At 48.6% G+C, this 22,366-nt stretch carries 18 protein-coding genes; 9 read left to right on the top strand and 9 right to left on the bottom strand.

The annotated features are described in order from the left end of the window. The first annotated feature begins 67 nt into the window (after positions 1-67). Positions 68-1,246 (top strand): acetylornithine transaminase, encoded by a 1,179-nt coding sequence (locus tag N909_RS0100835; protein WP_036682613.1) that lies wholly within the window; start codon positions 68-70, stop codon positions 1,244-1,246. Positions 1,247-1,574: 328 nt separating this feature from the next. Here N909_RS0100835 and N909_RS0100840 read toward each other — a convergent pair whose 3' ends face one another. Continuing rightward, on the bottom strand, positions 1,575-2,576 hold the full coding sequence (locus tag N909_RS0100840) for an aldo/keto reductase (RefSeq protein WP_029909958.1): 1,002 nt from the start codon (positions 2,574-2,576) through the stop codon (positions 1,575-1,577). Between the two features lie 457 nt (positions 2,577-3,033). On the opposite strand from N909_RS0100840, the gene N909_RS0100845 reads away from it, so the two are divergent. Further along, entirely contained in the window at positions 3,034-3,960 is a 927-nt protein-coding gene (locus N909_RS0100845; RefSeq protein ID WP_029909960.1) for a DMT family transporter, read from the top strand. 665 nt (positions 3,961-4,625) lie between these two features. After that, positions 4,626-5,843, top strand: coding sequence for a Fic family protein (locus tag N909_RS0100850; protein ID WP_029909962.1), 1,218 nt, complete (start codon positions 4,626-4,628; stop codon positions 5,841-5,843). A gap of 214 nt (positions 5,844-6,057) precedes the next feature. On the opposite strand, the gene N909_RS0100855 is transcribed toward N909_RS0100850, so the two are convergent. The 3 genes from N909_RS0100855 to N909_RS0100865 form a co-directional block, all read right to left on the bottom strand. Further along, a complete protein-coding gene (locus N909_RS0100855) occupies positions 6,058-6,402 on the bottom strand; it encodes a hypothetical protein (RefSeq protein WP_029909964.1) in 345 nt (114 codons plus the stop codon). Between the two features lie 85 nt (positions 6,403-6,487). Further along, on the bottom strand, positions 6,488-7,780 hold the full coding sequence (locus tag N909_RS0100860) for a sulfite oxidase (protein WP_211253897.1): 1,293 nt from the start codon (positions 7,778-7,780) through the stop codon (positions 6,488-6,490). A 540-nt stretch (positions 7,781-8,320) separates the two neighbouring features. Beyond that, positions 8,321-9,301, bottom strand: a complete 981-nt coding sequence (locus N909_RS0100865) for a transposase (protein WP_029909967.1) — start codon at positions 9,299-9,301, stop codon at positions 8,321-8,323. Positions 9,302-9,638: 337 nt separating this feature from the next. Between N909_RS0100865 and N909_RS0100870 the strand changes: the two genes are divergently transcribed. After that, positions 9,639-10,769 (top strand): IS4 family transposase, encoded by a 1,131-nt coding sequence (locus tag N909_RS0100870; protein ID WP_029909970.1) that lies wholly within the window; start codon positions 9,639-9,641, stop codon positions 10,767-10,769. Positions 10,770-10,851: 82 nt separating this feature from the next. Here N909_RS0100870 and N909_RS0100875 read toward each other — a convergent pair whose 3' ends face one another. From N909_RS0100875 to N909_RS0100895, 5 genes are all read right to left on the bottom strand, one after another. Beyond that, positions 10,852-13,926, bottom strand: a complete 3,075-nt coding sequence (locus N909_RS0100875; RefSeq protein ID WP_155005834.1) for a TrlF family AAA-like ATPase — start codon at positions 13,924-13,926, stop codon at positions 10,852-10,854. A gap of 18 nt (positions 13,927-13,944) precedes the next feature. After that, on the bottom strand, positions 13,945-14,493 hold the full coding sequence (locus N909_RS0100880; RefSeq protein WP_029909975.1) for a hypothetical protein: 549 nt from the start codon (positions 14,491-14,493) through the stop codon (positions 13,945-13,947). A 540-nt stretch (positions 14,494-15,033) separates the two neighbouring features. Then, positions 15,034-15,645 carry a transposase gene (locus N909_RS25970; protein ID WP_211253899.1) on the bottom strand — a complete coding sequence of 204 codons (612 nt, stop codon included), beginning with the start codon at positions 15,643-15,645 and terminating at the stop codon, positions 15,034-15,036. Beyond that, on the bottom strand, positions 15,642-16,058 hold the full coding sequence (locus N909_RS25975) for an IS110 family transposase (protein WP_211253900.1): 417 nt from the start codon (positions 16,056-16,058) through the stop codon (positions 15,642-15,644). The genes N909_RS25970 and N909_RS25975 overlap by 4 nt, the downstream gene beginning before the upstream one ends. 288 nt (positions 16,059-16,346) lie before the next feature. Continuing rightward, on the bottom strand, positions 16,347-16,646 hold the full coding sequence (locus tag N909_RS0100895; RefSeq protein ID WP_029909978.1) for a hypothetical protein: 300 nt from the start codon (positions 16,644-16,646) through the stop codon (positions 16,347-16,349). A gap of 462 nt (positions 16,647-17,108) precedes the next feature. On the opposite strand from N909_RS0100895, the gene N909_RS0100900 reads away from it, so the two are divergent. From N909_RS0100900 to N909_RS0100925, 5 genes are all read left to right on the top strand, one after another. Next, a complete protein-coding gene (locus tag N909_RS0100900) occupies positions 17,109-17,771 on the top strand; it encodes a class II aldolase/adducin family protein (RefSeq protein ID WP_029909980.1) in 663 nt (220 codons plus the stop codon). A gap of 271 nt (positions 17,772-18,042) precedes the next feature. Beyond that, positions 18,043-18,333, top strand: a complete 291-nt coding sequence (locus N909_RS0100905) for a hypothetical protein (RefSeq protein ID WP_029909982.1) — start codon at positions 18,043-18,045, stop codon at positions 18,331-18,333. Between the two features lie 1,051 nt (positions 18,334-19,384). Further along, on the top strand, positions 19,385-20,368 hold the full coding sequence (locus tag N909_RS0100915; RefSeq protein ID WP_029909984.1) for a sialic acid TRAP transporter substrate-binding protein SiaP: 984 nt from the start codon (positions 19,385-19,387) through the stop codon (positions 20,366-20,368). 37 nt (positions 20,369-20,405) lie between these two features. Next, complete coding sequence (locus N909_RS0100920; RefSeq protein WP_051689417.1) at positions 20,406-20,975, top strand: TRAP transporter small permease; 570 nt, start codon at positions 20,406-20,408, stop codon at positions 20,973-20,975. 103 nt (positions 20,976-21,078) lie between these two features. Then, positions 21,079-22,353 carry a TRAP transporter large permease gene (locus tag N909_RS0100925; protein ID WP_029909988.1) on the top strand — a complete coding sequence of 425 codons (1,275 nt, stop codon included), beginning with the start codon at positions 21,079-21,081 and terminating at the stop codon, positions 22,351-22,353. The last annotated feature ends 13 nt before the right edge of the window (positions 22,354-22,366 follow it).

Here is a 22,366-nt window from a genome sequence, read left to right on the forward strand (position 1 = left end):
CTTTTCAAGGCGGGTTTTTTTGTTTTCTGCCTTGGTGCAACGAACACCAGACTGATCAGAGAGGAGTATCATCGTGCAGCAGAGCAACTTTAATTCCCTTTTAGCGATCACCAACAGGCCTCCCGTTGTCATGGTTGAAGGTCATGGTTCCTGGCTTATCGATAGTGACGGCAAACGTTACCTCGACTTTATTCAGGGCTGGGCCGTTAACTGCCTGGGGCACACTCCTTCCCTGCTGGTGGAAGCCGTGAACAGGCAGGCAGCACGCCTGTTCAACCCAAGCCCGGCTTTTTACAACGACCAGGCAATTCGCCTGGCGAATCTGCTGACAGAACATAGCTGTCTGGACAGGGTCTTCTTCACAAACTGCGGAGCAGAAGCCAACGAAGGCGCCATCAAGCTGGCTCGCAAGTGGGGCAGCCTTTATAAGCATGGCGCCTATGAAATCATCACCATGGACAACAGTTTCCATGGCCGTACTCTGGCGACCATGTCAGCCTCGGGAAAACCCAAGTGGAAAGAATTATTTGAACCGAAAGTCCCTGGATTTATCCAGGTTCCCTTTAACGACCTGGCAGCAGTTGCCGCAGCAGTCTCGGAACACACCGTAGCCATCATGGTGGAGCCGATTCAGGGCGAGGCCGGGGTTATACCGGCAACGAAGGAGTTTCTGCACGGTCTCAGGCAACTTGCTGATAAGGAAAATCTTCTTCTTATCCTCGATGAAGTCCAGACCGGCATGGGCCGTACCGGAACTCTTTTCGCCTATCAACAGGCTGAGGCTGAGCCGGATATTATGACGCTTGGCAAAGGTATTGGCGGCGGCGTTCCCCTGGCTGCCGTACTGGCAAAGGAGATGATCTCCTGCTTTGAGCCAGGGGATCAGGGAGGCACGTATAACGGGAATCCCCTTATGACGGCAGTAGGTGTCTCGGTTATGGAGGCAATGCTTGAATCCAGCTTTTTCAGAAAAGTCCAGGAGAACGGGGAGTTTCTAAGAAAGCAACTTGAGGAACTGTCCCGGCACCACGGACTAGGGGTGGTACGTGGCAGCGGAATGCTCCTCGCGCTTCTGCTGCCGACACCAATCGCATCCACCATAGCAGAGCAGGCTTTTGAACAGGGACTGATCATCAACGCACCACGCCCTGATGTGCTTCGCTTTATGCCTGCGCTGAACGTCAGCCGGGAGGAAATTGAAACCTGTATTACGATTCTTGGTGAGGTTCTTACCCGGTGTAAATGAAAAGGGTCATGACATAATGAGGCCCCTTATAAAAAATCTTATAAGGGGCCCAGCGTCACCACCTGACACGCGTTTTGGCAGTGGCTCAGATTTACATGCCGATGAATACACTTACAGTTAGCTAGTTGGCATCCGGAAACTCCGGATGCCAACGCATAAGTTTTCAGATTGGAAACGAGAAATTTTTCGTTGTGACAAGGAAATCAAGGGGTTATGCGGAGGCGTAGTTCTGTACGCCGCACAAATAAGCCCGCAGATTGACACCGCCACGGCGGAAAAGGGCCGTTTCCGGATAAAAACTAGCTATTCTGAAGTTACCGAGTTCAAATCAGCAGTATCGTTCCGGCCCCACCCATTGCGCCACAGAATACCGGTCGCCATGCGCCCACCCTATCGGCAGGCAATTCTCTATCGCCTGCAAATCGCTCTCACTCAGCGAAATATCTGCACCTGCGGCTAGTTCCTCCAAATGAGAAACGGATCGGGTGCCGGGAATAGGCAAAATGTGCTCCCCCTGGTGCAAGAGCCAGGCAATGGCAAGAGAAGCGGTCTTGTGCCCCATCTCCTTGGCGAGTAAGCGGAAGCGGTCCGTCGCGGCGATATTATGGTCATAATTGGGCTTCAGAAACCTTGGATTGTTTTTGAGAAAATCGATCGATTGGCATTTTTCAAATGAATGCGGATCATCTGTCAGCAGGCTGCGCCCGATCGGGCTGAACGCCACCAGTGAGGTGCCAAGATCTCTGGTTCTTTGCACAAGCCCCATTTCCGGCGATCGCGTCGAGAGTGAATATTCAGATTGCACAGCACCGACAGGATGAATGGCTGCCGCCAACTGGAGTGAGGCTGGAGCGATTTCGGAGAAGCCGAATTGTTTGATCTTGCCGGATTTGACGAATTCGGCCAGTGTCTGCGTGACCTTTTCAATGGGGCAATTGGGATCGCGCCGATGGATATAAAAGAGTTCAATCTGCTCAATGCCCAGACGCTTCAGGGATTTATCCAGTTCCGCTTGCAGGTGGCTGAAGCTGTTGTCAAAATGTCTGCGGCCATCCTTATCGCGTGTTATTGCAGCCTTTGTCGCGATCTTGAAAAAATCATTTTTGTGATGGCCCTGGTCTTTAAGAAATGAACCGATCCGTTCCTCCGACACACCCTGGCCGTACACGTTTGAGGTGTCAATATGATCAATGCCGAGGTCCAACGCCTTGCACAATATGGCATGTGATTTTTCCGTATTCGTTGGCCCGTAGAAGTCGGAAAATGACATGCCGCCTATTCCGACCGCGGAAACAACCGTCCCGATATTCCCTAGATTTCGCTGTTTCATTTTTTACAATGCCTCCTCGTTCGACACAGGTCTGGCAGGGTTGATGGTGTTGGGGATTTGCAGAATGTTTCACTCCGAAGCAAGGCCGCTATATTATATTGGTGCCACTATAGCACTGTGCAAAAGCGATGTGTCGCGCGAATCACCGGCAGCGCTCTCAACAGGGGAATGAATTAATATAAGAAAACGATACTCGGCCCTCCTCCCACTCAACTTGAGTCACCGACCTGGTTATTAAAAAACAGTCTGCCGATTTCGGGAGTGGCGGTGACTGAAATAGAAGTTAAACCTAAATGGCACCTGCTGGCCGGGGTTTTTGATTGACAGTGGTGTGCCCTGTCCCCTACAACGATAAACAGCTCGGTTTTCGGGAGGGGAGCAGTTTACAGCGCCACCGACGCGATCACCGAAAAAACAATCTCCTATCCACGTGACCTATCAGATCGTGCAGACAGCCATGAAATCGAAAAAACCTCTCGTCTCAATTATTCTGGGGACACTGATCGGCGCCTCGAGCGGTTTGTTTATTAAAAGCATCTCGTTCAGTTCCCTGGCCTTCAGCGGCTTCCGCATGGGAGTGCCTTTTCTCATTCTCCTGCCCATGATGATCAAAAAAGGCCTGGTCCTTGGTCCGAGAGTATGCCGGAAAAAACTCTGGATCGGCTCTCTGTTCAATGCGGCACGGATGCTTCTCTATATCCTGGCTTACAAACTGACCTCCATTGCCAACGGAGTGGTTCTGCTCTATCTGTGGCCCCTGTTTGCTTTGCTTCTGGAAGCAGCGGTCCGGAAAAAGAAGCTGAAACTTAAAGAGATCGGCCTGCTCTTTCTTGCCCTGGCGGGTGTGATCTGCCTGAACCTGGAGAAAGGATTCTCCCTCTCTCCGAATGACCTTATGGGAAGCGTCTGCATGGTTGCCTCAGCTTTTATCTTTGCTGCATCCGCCTTGATCTTCAAAGATGCGCTGGCGGATCACAGCGAAGTGGAAGTCCTCTACTTCCAGAATGCCCTGGGAGCAGTTGTCTTTTTACCCTTTATGCTGGCAGAGTTGCCAGGAACTGCGGCGGTGGAAACAGGAGTGGCTGCCATATATGGCCTGCTGGTGGGAATTATAGCTTTTGGCTGTATGTTCTACGCGATGAAGCGGATGCCGATGTTCCAGTACGGAGCCCTGACCTATCTCGAGGTCATCTTCGGCGTGGTTCTCGGCATGCTGTTTTTGCAGGAGGGGTTCAATCTGTTCAAGGGGCTGGGAATCCTCATGGTATTGAGCGCCAGCATCCTGTCCCGTTTTGCTGGTGATTCGGCTGAACCTGCTGTGGACAACGCCGACAGTGGCCCTGCCCAGTGTGCCACCATGGTTTCTCCGGAGAGTAAAAGATAATCCCGATAGCAGAAATTCACACTACCGGGCTACGTGCCTTTGGAGAAAAGCGGGCAGTTCCCAGCTAGTTGCCATCCGGAAACTCCTAAGGGCAACGGCTAAGTTTTCAGATTGGAAACGAGAAATTTTTCGCTGTGGCAAGGAAATCAAGGGGTTGCGCGGAGGCGTAGTCCTTTACGCCGCACAAGAAAACCCGCAGATTGACACCGCCACAGCGGAAAAGGGCCGTTTCCGGATGAAAACCAGCTAAATTCTAGGGAGAACCCTCGTACAGTTGGACCATCCTATCTCCAAACATGACATCCATGAAATATACAGTAAATGGCCCTGTCTTCCTCCCCTTCACGCCTCGTGTCCCGTACGGTTAGTTCTCTATCCCAATTCCGGTCCTTTTTGCCGCTGTCGACGTTCTGCCTTCTCGGCTTAGCCCAAGCCAGGCCTGCGGTGGCAAGCCTTGACAGCAACAAAAATAACTCAAAATTAAGACCAATAATTCACCGAACGGGACACTAGAATCAAACCACTCTTGCTATCATATGTCTCGACCGGCCACAGCATCGGCCAACTAGCCATTGTAAAAAAGCAAAAAATCCCATAAACTACTGATTTAAAAGATTGAATAAAAACAATGAACCGGCCAAAAGATCGGCCAAAAAGAGAACCAAATGACAGCAACAGCTATATACAGCAGCATATCCCAGATGGAACCATTATTCCCCTCAGTCAATGACTCCAGCCTGACCGATCTTGCCATCGAAGTTATTCGGCGATCAGCGGCTCTGAGCACATCCCTGCACCCTCTGACAAGAGGAGCTGTCGTTGAATTGGTTCGCGCAATGAACAGTCACTACTCCAACCTGATTGAAGGCCACAATACTCATCCTGTCGACATAGAACGGGCTCTGGAAAAAGATTACTCACAAGACCCTGCGATGCGGGCGATGCAGATGGAGAGCGCTGCCCATATCGAGGTGCAGAGACTCATCGAAGAAAAATTACAGAAAAACCCTGATGATGATATTTGCGACCCAGCGTTTCTCAGCTGGATTCATAGCGAATTTTACGCCCGACTCCCCGCAGAGTTCTGCCAGGTCAAAACCCCGGACGGCAAGACCAAGCAGGTTTTCCCCGGTGAGTTGCGGAAAGACGAAGTGACTGTTGGCCGCCACATAGCGCCGACCTATGAAGCTCTAGCGAATTTCCTTGGTCGTTTTCAAACAGGCTACAGCCCAACCAGGCTGAATGCAGTCAACAAAGTGATTGCAGCAGCGGCTTCTCACCATCGCCTCACCTGGATTCACCCGTTCCTGGATGGTAATGGCCGCGTCACTCGCCTCTTTACTCACGCTTATTTGATCAAGGCCCAGATTGACGGGCATGGCTTATGGACTGTCTCGCGCGGATTTTCACGAAATCGGACTGACTACCTATTTGCCTTGCAAGGAGCTGATGAACACAGGCAAGGCGACATGGATGGTCGCGGCAACCTGTCGAACCGTGGCTTGGTCAGATTCTGTACTTTCTTCCTGGAAACCGCTCTGGACCAGATCGACTTTATGGCTATGCTTTTAGACCTTGATGGCCTCCAGAAAAGGATTGCCGGATACGTGGAGCGCCAGGTTAGCTATGGAGAACTGGTGCCAGAAGCGAGCTATTTGCTCCGCGAAGCTTTATTACGGGGCGAAGTTCCCCGAGGAGAAGCTGCACGCATAACAGGACGTCCAGAACGGACAGCACGCCGCATCCTCAAAAAGCTGCTGGACAACAAGCTGCTTCAAGCCGACACCGAAAAGGGGCCGGTAAGACTTTCCTTCCCGGCAAGTGTCGCTGGATATTATTTCCCCCGGCTCTACCCCGAGGGCGTTGAAATCTCAATGGGATGATTTTATAGATTTATCAATATCTTAAAACGACGGTTTGATTACGGCCATCGGTACCAGCGACCGCAGTAAGCACTATTAATGGCATATTTGGGATCGCGAGCCATCGTGTTACTTATAAAGAGTTGCAAAATTTATTAGCCCATGTTTATTTTATTTCTGGAAATCTAAAAGAACACCCGGTCACCTGTTTTCAGATGACCGGGTGTATTGCCTTTTACTCAGGAAAAGTAATCTGCAGTGGTGGACGGCGTGAGGTGGCCGTTGGGGCGTAGTGTTTTGCCAGGTAGTCGAGAATCGTGTTCTCCAGTTTTGGTTCCAACTCCTGCAGCCCCTGTTTATCCTGCATCCAGCGGATCATATCGATCCAGCCGTCCCGGTCTGCCTTGTTCTGGGTAATCAGCATAGCGGAATGACAAACGGTGCAGGTCTCTTTTACTTCGGCAAAGCCGGGGGCAATGATCAGCCCGGTGTCTTTGTCCACCTCCGGATCAGCCGCCCAGGCTATCGTCATCATCACCAAAACCAGCAGCGGTAGCATAAGTAAGTATTTTAGGTGCATATGAGTCTCCCGTCTCATTTAATTGTTGCTATTTGGAAACTAGAAATAGCAACCAACAATTACAGGCAAGTTTTCAAGTCGGAGGCTAAATCGCTTTAACCGCTACGCGATGACAGGCGTTATTTAAATAGCCGCGCGGGTTCCAGCCCGGAACGACCATCGGCTGCATGGTGCCGTTCTCATCCGTTGCGCGCGCCCAGATTTCGTAATAGCCCGCCTGCGGGAAGCTGACCTTGGCTGACCAGTCCTGCCAGGCCAGGCGGTTGCGTGGTGCTTTGAGATCGCAGGCATGCCACGTGCTGCCAAAGTCGATGGAGATATCCACGGCCTTAATCGCAAGGTCCCCCGCCCAGGCATGACCGCGCACTTCCAACTCCTGCCCTAAGGTGGCCAGGGAACCGGAACGTGGTGAAGTAATCAGCGATTTCACCGGCATCGATTGGATAACCGCCATATCCTTCTCGGGAACCTTGGTGCCGGGGGCGACGGGATAGGCCGGGACGCGGTAGGACATGCCGGTCATCTTGGGACCATCATGCTCCTTGTTGCGGATGACGATGCGGTTGAGCCACTTGCCGCTGGTAGAGGCTGGCCAGCCGCCGGTGATCAAGCGCAATGGGTAGCCATGCAGCGGCGGAATATCTTCGCCATTCATGGCCCAGGCGATCAGGGACTCATCCTCCAGGGCTTTCGACATGGGTACCCCGCGCGAAATAACCACCTTGTTCGGGTCACCGCTGACATGGGTATCAGTCCCGTAATAACCGATGTAAACAGCATCATCCTTAATGCCGACATATTCCAGCACATCACGCAGGCGCACCCCGGTCCACTCGGCGCAGGAAACCGCACCGACACGCCACTGATTCCCTTTGGCAGGCGGGTTAAATTCTGAGCGTCCGTTGCCGCCGCACTCAAGCTGGATCTGGTAAGTATAGGTCTTGAACTTCTTTTTCAGATCGGCAATCGACAAGGATACCGACTTTTTCGCTGATTCCCCTTCGATGGTCAGTTTCCAAGTTGCGGCATCGACCTGGACCGGCGGTATCCCGTTATTACGGACGAACATCTTGTCGTAAGGGGTGACGCTGTCATCAAGAAAATGCGGGGGTGGTTCAGCGTTGAGGGGTTTGTCATTCAAGATGATCATCTCGGGTATTTTGCCGTCAATTTTTTTCATGTCGGCTGCGTGGGCCATACCAACAAGGCTCACTCCGTCCGGCAGCAGCTTTTCAAAGGGAATCTGCATACCGATGGCCGCTGCCATGGTGGCGATGCTCCCGTTGCGGAGGAATGAGCGTCTGGAGGGAGAGGAATTGGTTTCTGCCGGATCGAACTGAGAGCCTTTGTGCATTTTGGGGTCCTGAGTGTTGGCCATAAATACCTCCCTGTACCGATTGGTTTTAGGTTAACCCATTAAAGTATAGAGGGTTTTTATAATATTTCTGATATCTAGAACATGTTTTTACTTTTAGATACTTGTAGGGACATGGGATGGCAAGGCTAACAATGCTGCTGGGGAAATCGTGGGAAAATCGGGACACTTCCGAATGGCGCTCGTTTAAGCAACTTCGCAGTAAACTCGGGACTGTCCCCAGAGTCATCGGGGGCTGTCCCAAGAGTTTGCGAGCCATGAAACTGTAGGGGTTAGCACCGCAAAGACCTGGGACAGCCCCCGTGCGGGGACAGTCCCGGTTTTGCTGCCATCTGCTCTTAAACGAGCGCCATTCGGGACACTTTCCATTTTTTTTGTGGTAAACGCCCCTGTCAAAGAACGCTTAAAACTCTACTTTTCAACGGTCTACTTGACGGAGAAGCTTACGTAGCCAATTGATCCTTGCCTTGAGAGCAACGGACTTCTAATCCGTAGACCAAGAAACCGAAGCCTCTTAGTGGACCAATAAAAACGTCATGAGGGTCAGGTCTCGTTTTGACTTTTGCGAAGACACTGCTCCATATCTTCAAAGATCTTACGCACAACCTTATCTGTTTTCAGCGCTTTCTGCGCTCGGACAATGCCGCTGCTGACAGTGCTGTAATTGGCAATTTCAAAGCATTGCCCTATTTCAGCCAAAGTCTTACGTGAATATATGCGCAATAAATACATGGCCAAATCTCTCGGCTGATTCGTTTCACCACGCCTCGAAGTCAGCAGCTGCTCCCTGGTTATGCAATAAACTCGACACACAGCGGCTTCAATATCCGTGAACTCAACAGACAGTATTGCAGATTGTGGAACATCTTTAGAGCGAGGTGACGAACCAAACCGTCTGCGAATCCTATCAATAAACCCTGCTGACCCAAATATGGAAGGAAGGTTCTTCAGAGAATAAAAATGCTGCACTTCTGGAGTGTTATCCTGATCAACAAAGTGGAGATATCCGGCAAAGGCCTCTTTGGGGGAAGGTGAAAACATCGCCAGCAATTTATCCCTAAAGACCCACTCCCAACCCTTCCGTGATGGCAGATACGCACAATGACTGCTCCACGGATATGCTTCAAGCGATTCGGCCATTTTGGCTTCAAGGGGATTACGGTGGATATACCGAAGCAGTTGCAATAAATGTTCATCATCTTCAACAAGTACGGCCTTATAGCGACCTCGAAACAACTGCCCATCAAGTCGGTGCGTGCGATTAAATCGTTGCGTATAGACACCATTAAGATGCCGCAGACAACGCCCAAGATTACCATCCGGTGTTTGTACCAGAAGATGATAATGATTAGACATCAGACAATAAGCCGCCACACGCAGATTCCACATGCGCGCGGTATCTTTCAGAATCTCCAGGAATAGCTGGAAATCATCCTGATCAAAAAAAATATCTTCTTTCCGGCGGCCACGGTTCATAACATGGTACCAGGCACCGGGGTATTCTATTCGGAGAGGTCTGGACATGAACAGAGCATAACAGCCAGCAATCAAAAGTCAAAACAAGACTTGACCCCTTTGCCCACATAACATGGTACCAGGCACCGGGGTATTCTATTCGGAGAGGTCTGGACATGAACAGAGCATAACAGCCAGCAATCAAAAGTCAAAACAAGACTTGACCCCTTTGCCCAGACCCCTTTGCCTCATGTAGCGTTCGGCCTCGCCAGGAGAGCTACGGTAGGATTTTCCTAGATGTATACACTGCTGTCTCATAGATTGATCAATAAAAACAATGGCCTGGAGCCCACTTGTGTTACAATGAATTCGCCAAAATCACATTGAAAACAAGGAGTTCCAAGCCATGGCGCATTGTAGCACTGTTCTTTCTCAAATTGTACGTATTTTCCCGAGACATGAATTTCAGGCTCTGGCAAACAAACATCACGCCGGTCAGAAATTCCGCTCGTTTTCCCGTTGGACTCAATTTATAGCCCTGTTGACAGCCCAACTGACCGGCCGCAACAGTCTAAGGGATATTACCGATAATATCGCGGCTCAAGGCAGCAAGCTCTACCACCTTGGTGTCAGGCCATTCAGCCGGGCAACCTTGGCCAGAGCGAATGAAACACAGCCTCATCAGATGTACGAGGCCTTGTTTCAGCAGTTATTGGCTCGCTGCCAGAGTTGCGCACCGCGAAAGCGGTTTAAGTTCAAGGAGAAGCTCTTTCTCCTGGATGCATCAATGATTGACCTGACGCTGTCCCTGTTTCCCTGGGCAAAGTACCGCAAAGAGAAAGGGGCCGCTAAACTTCATATCGGTCTGGATGCAGACGGCTATTTGCCAGCCTTTGTCGATCTGACTGAAGGCAAGGAGCATGAAATCAAGGTCGCTCGGCAACTGGGCTTTCCCAAGGGCTCCTACGTTGTTTTCGACCGGGGCTACACTGACTACACATGGTATCAGGAGCTCACGAAAGCAGAAGTCCGCTTTGTCGCCCGGCTGAAAAGCAATGCGGTCACCATTCCCGGCAAGAAGCGTCGGGGCCGGAAAAGTCCAGGGGTCCTCTTGGATCAACAGATTCAGCTGCAAGGCATCGTGGGAACTTTCCGCAAGGTCGTGTATCTGGATGCGGAGACCGACATCACTTACGAATTTGTGACCAATGCGCTGGATATTCCAGCGGCAACGGTCGCTGAATTGTACAAAGAACGCTGGCAGATTGAGCTGTTCTTCAAATGGATCAAGCAAAACCTGCGCATCAAGAGCTTTCTGGGAACCTCGCGCAATGCCGTGATGACTCAGCTCTGGATTGCCCTGTGTGCGTATCTGGTGCTGGCGTTCTTGAAATTTCAAGCGAAGATCGGACGCTCCATGCAGCAGATGTTGCGAATATTACAGCTAAACTTGTTCGAACGACGCGATTTCAAAGAACTGTTCTTACCGCCAAAACCAAAAATACCTTTATGCAACAAGCAGTTATCTCTTATTTGAAACTATGAGACAGCAATGAGATGTATATCAGATATATGAAGGAATGTTAGAGACACAGTGATAACTTTCAGACCTAACCAACCTAATGAGTTATGACTTTATCAAGGTACTTTGAACCACGATTGTCAAAAGCTGGTCGAGTCCCTTCAAGTATGTCTACTATAAGCTTATTAATTGTTGGGTTTTCTATTGATCCAGACTTATACTCAAGTCTGTGCCCATCTTGTTTATTAATAGAGCAGCAAATAACCTGTTCAGCATCGCAAACTACTGCGAGATTCGGGTTATGTGTTATCACAACAATTTGCCTACGTTTTTTCACCTCTTTGATGCAAGGTACTAGTAAATTATAGACAGTTTGGTTGTCTAGGTTTTCTTCTGGTTGGTCTATGATAAGCGGGACATCGTCTTGATCAACCAACAAATAGAAAACTAATAGGAGAGCACCGCGTTCCCCCGGAGATAGTTCGTGTAAATCCTTCCCAGAAATCCCCATCGTATATTTTGGTTTGAGGTAATCGAAACTGTATATAAAATCATATAGTGATTTTGCTGACTGCCCCTTCCTAACAATGTCCTTTACTTCTGTTTTTGATTTACCGTCACGCTCGTCTATCAAAAGACTCTGTAGTAATCGCTCAATGAATTGAGCAACACCATCCTCAGATGCCAGGTCACTATCTAAAACAAGCTTTGTAAGTCTTTTTCTCCCTTCTTCAGTACCACAGTATGTGCCACGAACTCCTTGGCTCACATGAGTGAAAAAAGTGTCAACGAAACCTGTGTCAGCTATCTCAACATTAAAAAGCAGTTGCAATTGTTTCTTCGCTACGGGGTCTGAATTTATAAATTCCTGAACAGGCTTATAAAGCTCCCTATAAACACCAGCTAAAGTGGCCTTCTCCCTAAATATTTCTTTTGCCTTTTCAGTAGCTAATCCTCGCGTCTTTTCTATTTCTTTAGGAATATTATCAAGACTGCTTATTTGGAATTTATAGTATTCAATACTCTCAGGTGCTTCTTTTGATCCAATAATATCTTTACGCGTTTTATTCCACGCAATCATTTTGGAGAGATATGCCTCATAGTTTTTATGCGGGGCGTCAAGCTGTCCCTGAATAGATTTTAGTTCATCCTCTATTATCTTTTTATTATTAACATGTGAATTTTTTTGCTCCTCATTTAAAAGATCTTCTAGATCAGTCTTTTTCTTAATCAACGACGATCGCTTGCTAATAACGGACTCTTTTGAGAGTTTGATCGTAAAAATATCTGTCTCTTTCAGATCAAGAGTTTCAATATCTGGTTTAGCATCAGCTTTGAATGAATCTGCTTGACGCTCAAAGTTATCAATCAAAGAAATTAGTCTTTGAGCTGCTGAAATATTCAGGTTGATGGTGCCAAGTTCTTTCTTTGTGTCGGCAATTAGTGAATCGGCCTTTTCTAGAGCTTCTTTCTTTTCAGATAGTTTTTTTGTAAGTGATTCAATCTTTTCTTTTTGTTCAACAGACGCTTCAGGTTTAGGTATCTCAAGAGGCTTGTTATTATCATGCGTATCAAGCTCATGTTGTTTAGCCGCTAACGCACCTTCTAATTTAGTGCGATAATCAGATGAAGCTTTTTTCTCAAGAGAAACCAATCTGGTTGTGACTTCATTAAGCTCTTGCTTGATTATTTCTACTTTCTTATTTGCCTGGGTAGTCTTATAGTCAATCAAATCTTCTAGGCTTGTTTTCCCAAGCCTGTCTTCATCTTTAACGTGAGAAAAGATAACTGAACGCAACTCCTCATCGAAGCTCGTTTCAGCAGTCGAGTCTAATTCATTGCAAAGCCGCTCTAAATAATTTTGCGGAATATATTTTACCAGCTCATATGACTTGGGATCAGGATTTTTGTCCAATGAAACAGTTTCTTTGACTCCACTAGCCCATTCTATTGTCCCCTCAAAATGGGACGATTTATTGTTTTTTGTTTGACGAAATCGCTTATCGCTTAAAAATGAAAAAGCTTCTGTATTTTGGGTTTTACCAAGCAAGCCCACCGTTTCACCGAGAGCACTCTTCCCATTACCTTTGTTACCAATAATTGCAATTAGCCCTGGGTTAAAGGAAATTTCACAGTCAAACCAATGCTCTTTAAAAGTTGACCCTGCCTTTTTATTTATCTTGATCGATTGAATGAATTTTGTAGGGTGACTGTCTAGAATTTGCAGTTGCTTAGGATAGGCCCCGACATAAGTTCGCTCTCTTGGCTCAATCAGCGTCTTACGTAAACCCTCGAAAGTTGGGTCGGCTTTAATCCATGTTATTTTATCCCCGGGGAATACCCCATAATCCTGTATTTTGTGGGCATCACTACCAGAAACTGCTGGTTTGGGTTGTCCACCCATTGTCTTAAGGAAATTATCGAAGAACTTTTCATTTTCAGGGCTTTTCCTTGCCAAAAAAAGATCGATATTACTCTGTGATCGTGTTTCAAAAATATCCGCCGATCGCATAAAGTATTGATCGGCGCATGGATGTGCTGCCCAATCTAGTTTTTCTAGTCCATCGGACGTATCGTATGGAAGAATAATCAGGCAGGTGCCTTTTGGAATTTCATTTTTTGCACTTATTAGCGACTCACGACTTATTTCAACCGTTTGGCTCCCAAGCTGTAGAAGATTCAATGGATCATCTGCGTAGTTACCTGTAAATCCATGAATCGCTGCCTTATCTGGAGGAAGACTTCGTGCAAATTCAATCAAAGCCTCTTCAGATATTCCACGCCCAGAACCACTTATCCTTAAGGCTGACTTGAAATCAGCTCTTTGTTGTTTCGTTAGTTTGTCAGAAAGAAGGACTTGAACGTTAAGACGATAATTTACAGGTGCCTCAACTCGAAGCTCCATCCCTGGAAACACAGTTTTTTTGAGGGTCGCCCTACCAGAAGCAACATAAGAGGCAAGCTCCTCATATCCATCAAACGTCCAATAGTCGACAATACAAAATGCCGCAATATCAGAGTCATTAATTTTCTGAACAATACCCTTTAAGGAAGTTTCCTTTTCAGCACCCGTCATATCTGGGAAACGTTTCCCTCCATTCCAATGAAAAGAAGCAGGGGTATGAATATGCAAATCCCATTTGCGCCAATAAGAGCCTTGAAAAAAAGCCATTAAAACCTCCACCAAATATTAATCCAGGGCATCAATAAACTGATCCTGATGAAGAACCAGCAAATTTCTGGTGTTAAAGGTATTTTTCTCTACCCTTGTCAAGAAGCTCAAATAGTGATTAAGCTTCACAAAAGCCCGAAGTTTTTCATCTGTCCATGCAACTGCCAATCCTATTCGTCCTAAAGCCGAGGCATTAATTGCTCCTCCCATAAGATGTTTTCTACTGACATTGTTTTCTATTTCTATTGCCAAAAAACATCTTGAATTTTCATTGAAGAACGCAACATCATGAAGATTAATTTGAGCATTATGATTCCCGAACATTTGCATATTCATGTTATGGAAATTCAATAACAACTCAAGGAAATCCCACGACTCATGAACCATTTGATTGTAGTCTTCAATGTACCTTTGGTTGACGGCAAATGGTCCAACAGCAGCATCTAAACGAGGAGAATACACATTCGCAACTCCTGTCATCGTTCGCCACTCTGTCTCAATTGGCGTATTCGGATACACAACACGCAATCTGTTGGCAATCTCATGTTGATATTCTTGCAAATCCACAATACCCCCTTACTGAATAATCTTCATATTATCTTTCCTTAGCAGCATAAAGCTTTCTGACATGTTTATTTATAAATGCATTAAGCCCATCGCCTGACCTTGCAAGGGCAACCATCTGTTTAATGTTTTGCTGCCCGGCACTTGCAATGGTGTATCGATATATTGAACCATCCTTAAATTGCACTCGTATAAAATCCGCACCTATTTCATGAAAAATCCGGGACATCCATGATAAATAAAGTCAAGGGGAAAGCGGAGGTTTCCCTTTACCTCACGGGCATCCTCCCGGTGGCGACTCTGTTTTTCCTTGTCCCTTGCATCCTTCGATCTTTTTGATCTGTCCTTTTGGTCCGCTAAATCAGCGACCAGACATCCATGTGCTGTCTCCGGGATATCATCCCTTCACAGAAGATTGAGTTTGGGCCAACCCGCCGACCTTGATACACTCCCAATGTCGTGCAGCGAAGCTCACGTAGTCCCTAATCCGCAAGGCCCGGCGGGAAGATCGTTTGATGTAAAGATTATCTGTTTTTCTTCAACTCAGGCGACCTGAGATTGTCTCTCCTCAAAAGCAGTACCACGTCGATCAACGGCCAACAGATATTCAACCAGCTTGCGTGCAACAGCTAAAGTGGCTCGGTTGCGATTGCCTTTAGTCAACTCTTTTTCATGCAATTCTGCCAGTTGTGCATTCCATCGTGGAGCCAGTTTGGCGGCTTCGATCAGCATGGTCTGGAGGTGCTTGTTGCGCTTTTTGGAAAGTGGTCCTCGTTGCTCTTTTCCGGCCGATTCCCGTTGTGCGCTGCAAAGTCCGCAATAGCTGATGGCTTCCCGGTTTGTGTGAAAGCGGGTTGGATCACCGATCTCCAACACCCAGGTCAAAGCCATGATCTCTCCAACCCCGGCAATACTCATCAAAAGCTCAACCCTCCGTCGAATCAGCTCATTCTCTCGAAGAGTCCGAACCAGTGTCTTCTGGATGGCGGTAAACAGCTCAAGATTGCTGCGGCTCAGTTGTAACAGCTCTTTGACCGAATCGGGCACATCATCTACCCGCGCCATCAGTTGATTGAAGTATTTGCTCCCATACAGCCGTTTTTTGTCGTAGGTCGCGCCGACCTCCATCATCAATCCGGCCATTTTGTTCTTCATCTGCACTGCCGTGCGAACCACCATGTTCCGATAGCGAAGAATGCGCCGTCCCGTAGCTCTTCGGACATCATGTGACATTCTGGCAAAAGATTGACGCGCAGAAGGTCCGCCAACTTCTCTGCGTCAGCCCGGTCATTCTTCTTTTTGGCTGCGGTGATTGCTTTGAGCATTTCCGGGTGCGCGACTTTTAACTCAACGGCGTGAGGCTTTAGAAAGTCGTAAATCCAACCGGTAAAGAGTGTCGCTTCCATGGCCCCCATCCAGGGACAAGACAATTCCGCCAGCCAATGTCGTAGCGCGTTTCGTTCTGCGTTCACAACCCCTTGTCGAACGCTCTTTCCGCTCAGGGTTTTAATACAGAAAGCGATGGTTTTCTTGTGGACGTCCAAACCGATGTAATGAATACTTTCCATGGAAGCCTCCTCTCTGGGTCTGACTCAGGGCGATTGATTCGACCCTGCCGCTCATTATGAGCCGTCCGCCAGTTGGAGGCTTCCGCTTTCTTACTTATGCATTCAAACACTTCCCATATTTTTTCTTGGCATAAGCCTCCACGTCAAAGAACGCTGGAAACTCTATTTTTCAACTCTCTACTTAATAGGTATGCATACGTAGCCAATTGATCCTTGTCTTGAGAGCAACGGACTTCTAATCCGTAGGCCAAGAAACCGATGCTTCTTAATGGACCAATAAACAAAACCTTAATCACAACGGCAGGTCGGGCTCCTCGTCCCATCATTACAGATCCAATAACCACTGGAACCGCAGTAAGCAACACCACCATGATGCGAGCAGCAACCGCGTTTTTCATCGACCTGATAAATCGGGTTAATCGCCGTGAGTGTTATCTCGATCGGTTTATTCATCTCTTTGTCAACAAAGAGAACAGCATTTGCAGTGTCATCTTCATTGACACACTGCTGTGTTGTAGCAAAAACGGAAGAAGGGACTAAACAGACAAGAAAGAACAGGACGAGAAAAGCTTCAGCAACGAGCTTCATGAACACCCCCCATTTAGAAGGCACCAACGTGCCGAATTCATGAAAGACAAAATCCTACGATCAGCTCCCCCTCGCTATTTAGGACACCCCTCCCTGCAGACTGTTTTTTTCAATAAAAAAAGCCGCAGTTCCTTATCAACAGGCGCTACGACTTTACATTTACAGGATGCCGTTCAAACGAGCACCCTTTCAAAAATAACAATGTTTGGCAATACTAAACCATCGTCCACTCGACATCAAGAAAAACTTTAAAAACAATCACATAGGAAAAACAGTCCCCCTCCGCAATAATAATTTCCCACCTTTTTGATAAGCAGAACAAAATAAAATATGCTATATGCGGAGCATATCTGAAATTGCAATGAAGAAGCGGAGCATAAACCGTTCAATGATGATACACCGGTCTCCCCTTCGATTCAGATACGAGTCAAAAAGACAATTGAACTGCAAAAAGAGGATGGCATGAATACTGTCGAAAGAGAACTTCGCTCCCAGATCATCAGCAAGGCCTTGTGGATGAACAACTCCGGTCTCAACCAGGGCACATCGGGCAATATCTCTGCGCGTTACGAAGATCGCATGCTCATTACTCCCAGCGGCATCCCCTATGAAACCCTGGAGCCGGAATCTATCAGCTCGATGCCAATCGATGGTGAATACGGAACCTGGGAGGGTCTCTTCAAGCCGTCCAGCGAGTGGCGCTTTCATCTGGACATCATGAGAGCCCGGCCCGAGGTCAATGCGGTTGTCCACACCCATTCCATTTACGCAACAACCCTGGCGATGGCCCGCCGCGACGTGCCAGCTGCCCATTATATGGTGGCCATTTTCGGCGGTGACAGCGTCCGCTGCTCTGAATATGCGACCTACGGCACCAAGGAACTCTCTGACTATGCCCTGCAGGCATTGGCAGGCCGGAATGCCTGTCTGCTCGCCAATCATGGCATGCTGGTCACCGGTCCCAGCCTGGAAAAAGCGATGTGGCTGGCCCAGGAATTGGAGACACTCTGTCGCCAGTACTATCAGGCTCTGCTCATTGGCGGCCCGGTCATCCTGTCTGACGAAAACATTGCCGACACCATGAAAACAATCTCGTCTTACGGGTTGCAGGATAAAAAGGAATGAGGTTGAGGAGGGAGTTCGCCGCGGAGACGCTGCGCGTATAACCGGACGCCCGGAACGGACAGCGTGCCGTATTTTCAAAAACCAACTGAGCAACAACTGCTCTACGCCGACACCCAAAAGGGACCGGTCCGACTCTCTTTTCCGGCAAGCATAGCGGGATACTATTTCTCCAGATCTTACCCAGAAGGCATCGAAATATCAGCAGAATGAATGGATCTTATTGAGATCAAACTATTTTTCTGCCCCTCTGTCAGTCGATGAGGATTGTTTTATGGACAAACAAAAACTGCTGTACGCAACAAACATCCTTGGCTGTCTCATCACTTCATCGTTATTGATCTATGACTTGATCAACTATAAAAGACCTGTTCTTTTAGATAAGTTCTTCCCTCTCATAATTGCGATATTTATCGGATTATCTTCTTTAATATTTGGAAAAGAGTGGATGAACATGTCAATAATCCCTCCAAAAAGAAAATACTCAAGAAAAATAAATATAATTTTTAGTGTATTCGTAATCGTAATTTCTCTAGCATTATTTTTTATACAGATCAAAAGATGAGAAGGTGCTTCCTACAAAATAATTTCCCGTAAATTCGGGGCCGACCAAGCAACTCGCATAACCACTTGCCACAGAAACGACTTGGGAGATGGAACGATAAATTGGGGAAAAAGAGCATCCACGCGCCTCCCCTTTCATATACGGCCAGCCGTGAGAGGCTCATCACTCGCTAAAAAGAATATCTTCCACTTCCACATCAAATCCGCACTTTCAATTCGCATCGGCATAGAAGAGCACACCACCTTTATAGACTTTGTGAGCTATTTTTGAAACATATAGCCTCCAGAGGAAATGATTTGCTTTAATAGTCTATACTTTGGCGAGATCAAAGAAGGGAATCGGGCAGAAGTGGAGTATATCCTCATCGGATCACTTCTCAGCTTCACATCGGCACTGGTTATCGGGCAGTTGGTTAAAATATTCATTGCCCCTCCCCTTTGACGATCAGTGCCCCACAGCCTTAGCCGGAAGAGGCGACCGCCTCCTCCCTTCCGAAGCGGTCAAATCCTTCTGAAAGAATCGTTGGAGGTCGGACCAAGATAACATACTAATATCACTAAGTTTCAATCAATATAAAGGAGTGTTTTCGGCCTTAAACACCTCTTTTCAACCATAAAATCATACTCGTAACCATGAAGGGGGAAACCATGCCCCGTTCATCACCATTTCCTGCCAGGCAATGCCTAGCATGACCATGGCAATAAATTACGGCACAGCCAACATGTCTAGTGGCTTTAAATTCATAGTCCATCTTCAATTTGCCAATCGAGTGCGATGAATTGAAAAATTCATTAGCTCTTCATCCAGGCATTCAAAACCTAAATGATTCCACAATCCGGAACAATTGATCTTATTATGCAACAATTTTATAAAACCCTGTTACCAATGATTGACATTGCCCACCGTTTGCTATAATAAAATCGATACAAGTCATTGTAATATCTTAAAATATTTGAATTTTGATTTTATTAACAAAACACACGAATCCTCACCCGGAGGACTAAAGGAGCAGGATAAGAACAACACTTAAAACCAGAAGAGGAGAGGTAAGATGAAAAGACGTTTCGCACTACTGTTAGCTCTGATCATTGCCGTCTCGACCTTAACCCCAACCCATGCTTTTGCCGTTGAAAAACTGAAATGGGCGCATGTCTATGAGACCAGCCAGCCCTACCACAAGTGGGCACTCTGGGCTGCCGATGAGATCAAAAAGCGCTCCAACGGCAAATATGAGATCGAAGTCTTCCCCGCCTCTTCCCTGGGCAAAGAAGTCGACATCAACGAGGGCCTCTCCCTGGGCACTGTCGACATCATCTACACCGGCAATCAGTTTGCCGGCCGCACCTACGGACCGATATCCATCGCCGGCTATCCTTATGTTTTCCGCAATCTCGACCACTGGAAAAAATTCATGGCCAGTGATCTGTTCAGGGATCTTGCCGCCGGCTATGAAAAAGCCGCGGGTCACAAAGTCATCACCGCGACCTATTATGGCCAGCGTCACGTTACCGCGAAAAAAGAGGTCAGCACCCCGGCAGATATGAAGGGGCTGAAAATCCGCGTTCCTAATGCCCCGGCCTATACCATCTTCCCTAAAGCGACCGGCGCCAACCCGACCCCGATCGCTTTTGCCGAAGTTTACCTGGCTCTGCAACAGGGGACGGTCGATGCACAGGAAAACCCGCTGCCAACGATCCAGGCCAAGAAATTCTATGAAGTACAAAAGTACATCAACCTGACCGGTCATATTACCGACAGTCTGCTGCTGATCGTTGGCGGTCCGTTGTGGGACCGACTTGACGATGCCGACCGCAAACTGTTCCATGATGTGCTCATGGAAGCGGCCAACAACTGTACCGCCGATGTGGAAAACAAAGAGAAGGAACTGGTCGGCTGGTTTGAGCAGCAAGGCAATATCGTTAATCAGAAAGTCGATGTCGCGGCCATGCAAAAAGCCACCGAAGAGTACTACAACAGCCACCCCAAAGAGGTGCCCTGGCCCAAGGACATCTGGGATCGTCTGCAAGCCCTGTAACCGATCGTTGACCAGCTGAACCATGAAAGGGACGAAGATGACAGAGCCCAACAAAACATCGATCGACGCGAGTTCCCTGGATGATGAACTGGATGCCCCGATCGACTGGAAATCCTTTGGAATCGAAGACTATGTTGTGTTTTTCGTGTTTTGGATCCTGGCTCTGGACATCTTCGTCCAGTTCTTTTCCAGATATGTACTGGACGATTCCATCGGCTGGACCGAAGAAATCGCCCGCTATCTGCTGATTTCGGTCGGCTTTATCGGTTCGATCATGGCGGTACGCAAGAATACCCATATCATGGTCGAATTCCTGTTTCGCTATGTACCACCCAAATTCGGCACTATCCTGACCTATTGCGCCGATGTCGGCCGCATTGCCTTCTTCGCGCTGCTGGCCCTGACCTGTTTCAAACTGGCCGGGAAAACCCGGCAGATGATGGTCTCCATCGAGTTTCCGAAAAGCGCCATGTACTACATGGTCAGCATCTGTCTGGCAGCGATGGCCATCCGCTCGATCCAGGTTCTGATCAAGCATATCAAGCAGGGCGGCAGCCGAATCAGCCTTGAACATGCTCAACACGCCCTTCGCCCCCCGACAGACTGACAAGGAGGCATCTGTGTCCAAACGTTTTGGTCTTAAATTCAATGCATTTTTAATCGTTCTGGCTGCCCTCTGCACCATCGGTCTGGCGGTTGCCGGTGAATCGATCGCATTCCTGTTTGCGTCTGTGTTCCTGTTCCTCATCACCGGGGTTCCGGTCGCTTTGGCCCTGGCCGGATCGTCACTGCTTTTTGTCCTGATCACCGGCAAGGTCCCGGACGTTGTGGTCGCTCACCGCATGGTCAACGGAATCGACAGCTTTCCGCTGTTGGCCGTTCCCTTCTTCATCCTCGCCGGGTCTCTGATGAACGCCGTGGGCATTACCAACCGGATCTTTGCCTTTGCCACGGCCTGCGTCGGCTGGATGTCCGGCGGGCTGGGGCATGTCAATATCGGTGCTTCGGTGATTTTTGCGGGGATGTCCGGTGCGGCAGTGGCCGATGCCGGCGGGCTCGGCACCATTGAAATCAAGGCCATGCGCGATGCCGGCTATGACACGGATTTTTCTGTCGGCGTGACCGCGGCATCCTCAACCATCGGCCCGATTATCCCGCCTTCACTCCCCATGGTGATCTACGGCGTCATGGCTTCGGCCTCCATCGGTCAACTGTTTGCTGCCGGTTTTTTGCCCGGTCTGCTCATGGCCGGGGCGCTGATGGTCATGGTCTGGTGGTATGCCCGCAAACGCAAATATCCCCGTGACGCGGCCTTTTCCATCAAGGTCCTCTGGTTCACCTTCAAGCGCGCCTTCATGTCGCTGATGACGCCGGTGATCATTGTCGGCGGGATTTTGAGCGGTGCGGTCACCCCCACCGAAGCCGCGGCAGCCGCTGTGGCCTGGGCCCTGTTCCTGGGCCTGATTTGGTACCGGACCCTGAATTTCCGTCGCTTTATCCGGGTGTCCATGGAAACCATCGAGACCACCGCCATCATCCTGCTGATCGTGGCCGGGGCGTCGATCTTTGCCTGGATTCTGACCAGTAACAAGGTGACCGAACATTTTGTCAACATGGTGACCGGCCTGACCGACAACCCGATCCTGGTCCTGCTGATTCTGAATGTCATCCTGTTCGTGGTCGGCTTTTTCATGGAGACCATCGCGGCCATCACCATTCTGGTGCCGGTCATGCTGCCGGTGGCAACCCAGGTCGGCATCGACCCGGTTCATTTCGGTGTGATCATGGTCCTCAACCTGATGATCGGCCTGCTCACCCCACCCGTCGGCATGGTGCTGTATGTGCTGTCCAGGGTGTCAGGGGTGTCGTTTGAGCAATGTACCAAGGCGACCATGCCATTTTTGATTCCGCTGATCCTGGTCCTGCTGCTGGTCACCTTTATCCCGCAGTTCTCCATGTGGCTGCCGAATCTCATCTACCACTGAACTTCAGGAGCCA

Source organism: Pelobacter seleniigenes DSM 18267, from assembly GCF_000711225.1.
Classification (GTDB): domain Bacteria; phylum Desulfobacterota; class Desulfuromonadia; order Desulfuromonadales; family Geopsychrobacteraceae; genus Seleniibacterium; species Seleniibacterium seleniigenes.

Coding starts and splice junctions, on each gene's coding strand:
- N909_RS0100840 (WP_029909958.1), bottom strand. CDS start 2,576: ATGAAACAGCGAAATCTAGGGAATATCGGGACGGTTGTTTCCGCGGTC.
- N909_RS0100845 (WP_029909960.1), top strand. CDS start 3,034: ATGAAATCGAAAAAACCTCTCGTCTCAATTATTCTGGGGACACTGATC.
- N909_RS0100850 (WP_029909962.1), top strand. CDS start 4,626: ATGACAGCAACAGCTATATACAGCAGCATATCCCAGATGGAACCATTA.
- N909_RS0100855 (WP_029909964.1), bottom strand. CDS start 6,402: ATGCACCTAAAATACTTACTTATGCTACCGCTGCTGGTTTTGGTGATG.
- N909_RS0100860 (WP_211253897.1), bottom strand. CDS start 7,780: ATGGCCAACACTCAGGACCCCAAAATGCACAAAGGCTCTCAGTTCGAT.
- N909_RS0100865 (WP_029909967.1), bottom strand. CDS start 9,301: ATGTCCAGACCTCTCCGAATAGAATACCCCGGTGCCTGGTACCATGTT.
- N909_RS0100870 (WP_029909970.1), top strand. CDS start 9,639: ATGGCGCATTGTAGCACTGTTCTTTCTCAAATTGTACGTATTTTCCCG.
- N909_RS0100875 (WP_155005834.1), bottom strand. CDS start 13,926: ATGGCTTTTTTTCAAGGCTCTTATTGGCGCAAATGGGATTTGCATATT.
- N909_RS25970 (WP_211253899.1), bottom strand. CDS start 15,645: ATGAAGAACAAAATGGCCGGATTGATGATGGAGGTCGGCGCGACCTAC.
- N909_RS25975 (WP_211253900.1), bottom strand. CDS start 16,058: ATGGAAAGTATTCATTACATCGGTTTGGACGTCCACAAGAAAACCATC.
- N909_RS0100895 (WP_029909978.1), bottom strand. CDS start 16,646: ATGAAGCTCGTTGCTGAAGCTTTTCTCGTCCTGTTCTTTCTTGTCTGT.
- N909_RS0100900 (WP_029909980.1), top strand. CDS start 17,109: ATGAATACTGTCGAAAGAGAACTTCGCTCCCAGATCATCAGCAAGGCC.
- N909_RS0100905 (WP_029909982.1), top strand. CDS start 18,043: ATGGACAAACAAAAACTGCTGTACGCAACAAACATCCTTGGCTGTCTC.
- N909_RS0100915 (WP_029909984.1), top strand. CDS start 19,385: ATGAAAAGACGTTTCGCACTACTGTTAGCTCTGATCATTGCCGTCTCG.
- N909_RS0100920 (WP_051689417.1), top strand. CDS start 20,406: ATGACAGAGCCCAACAAAACATCGATCGACGCGAGTTCCCTGGATGAT.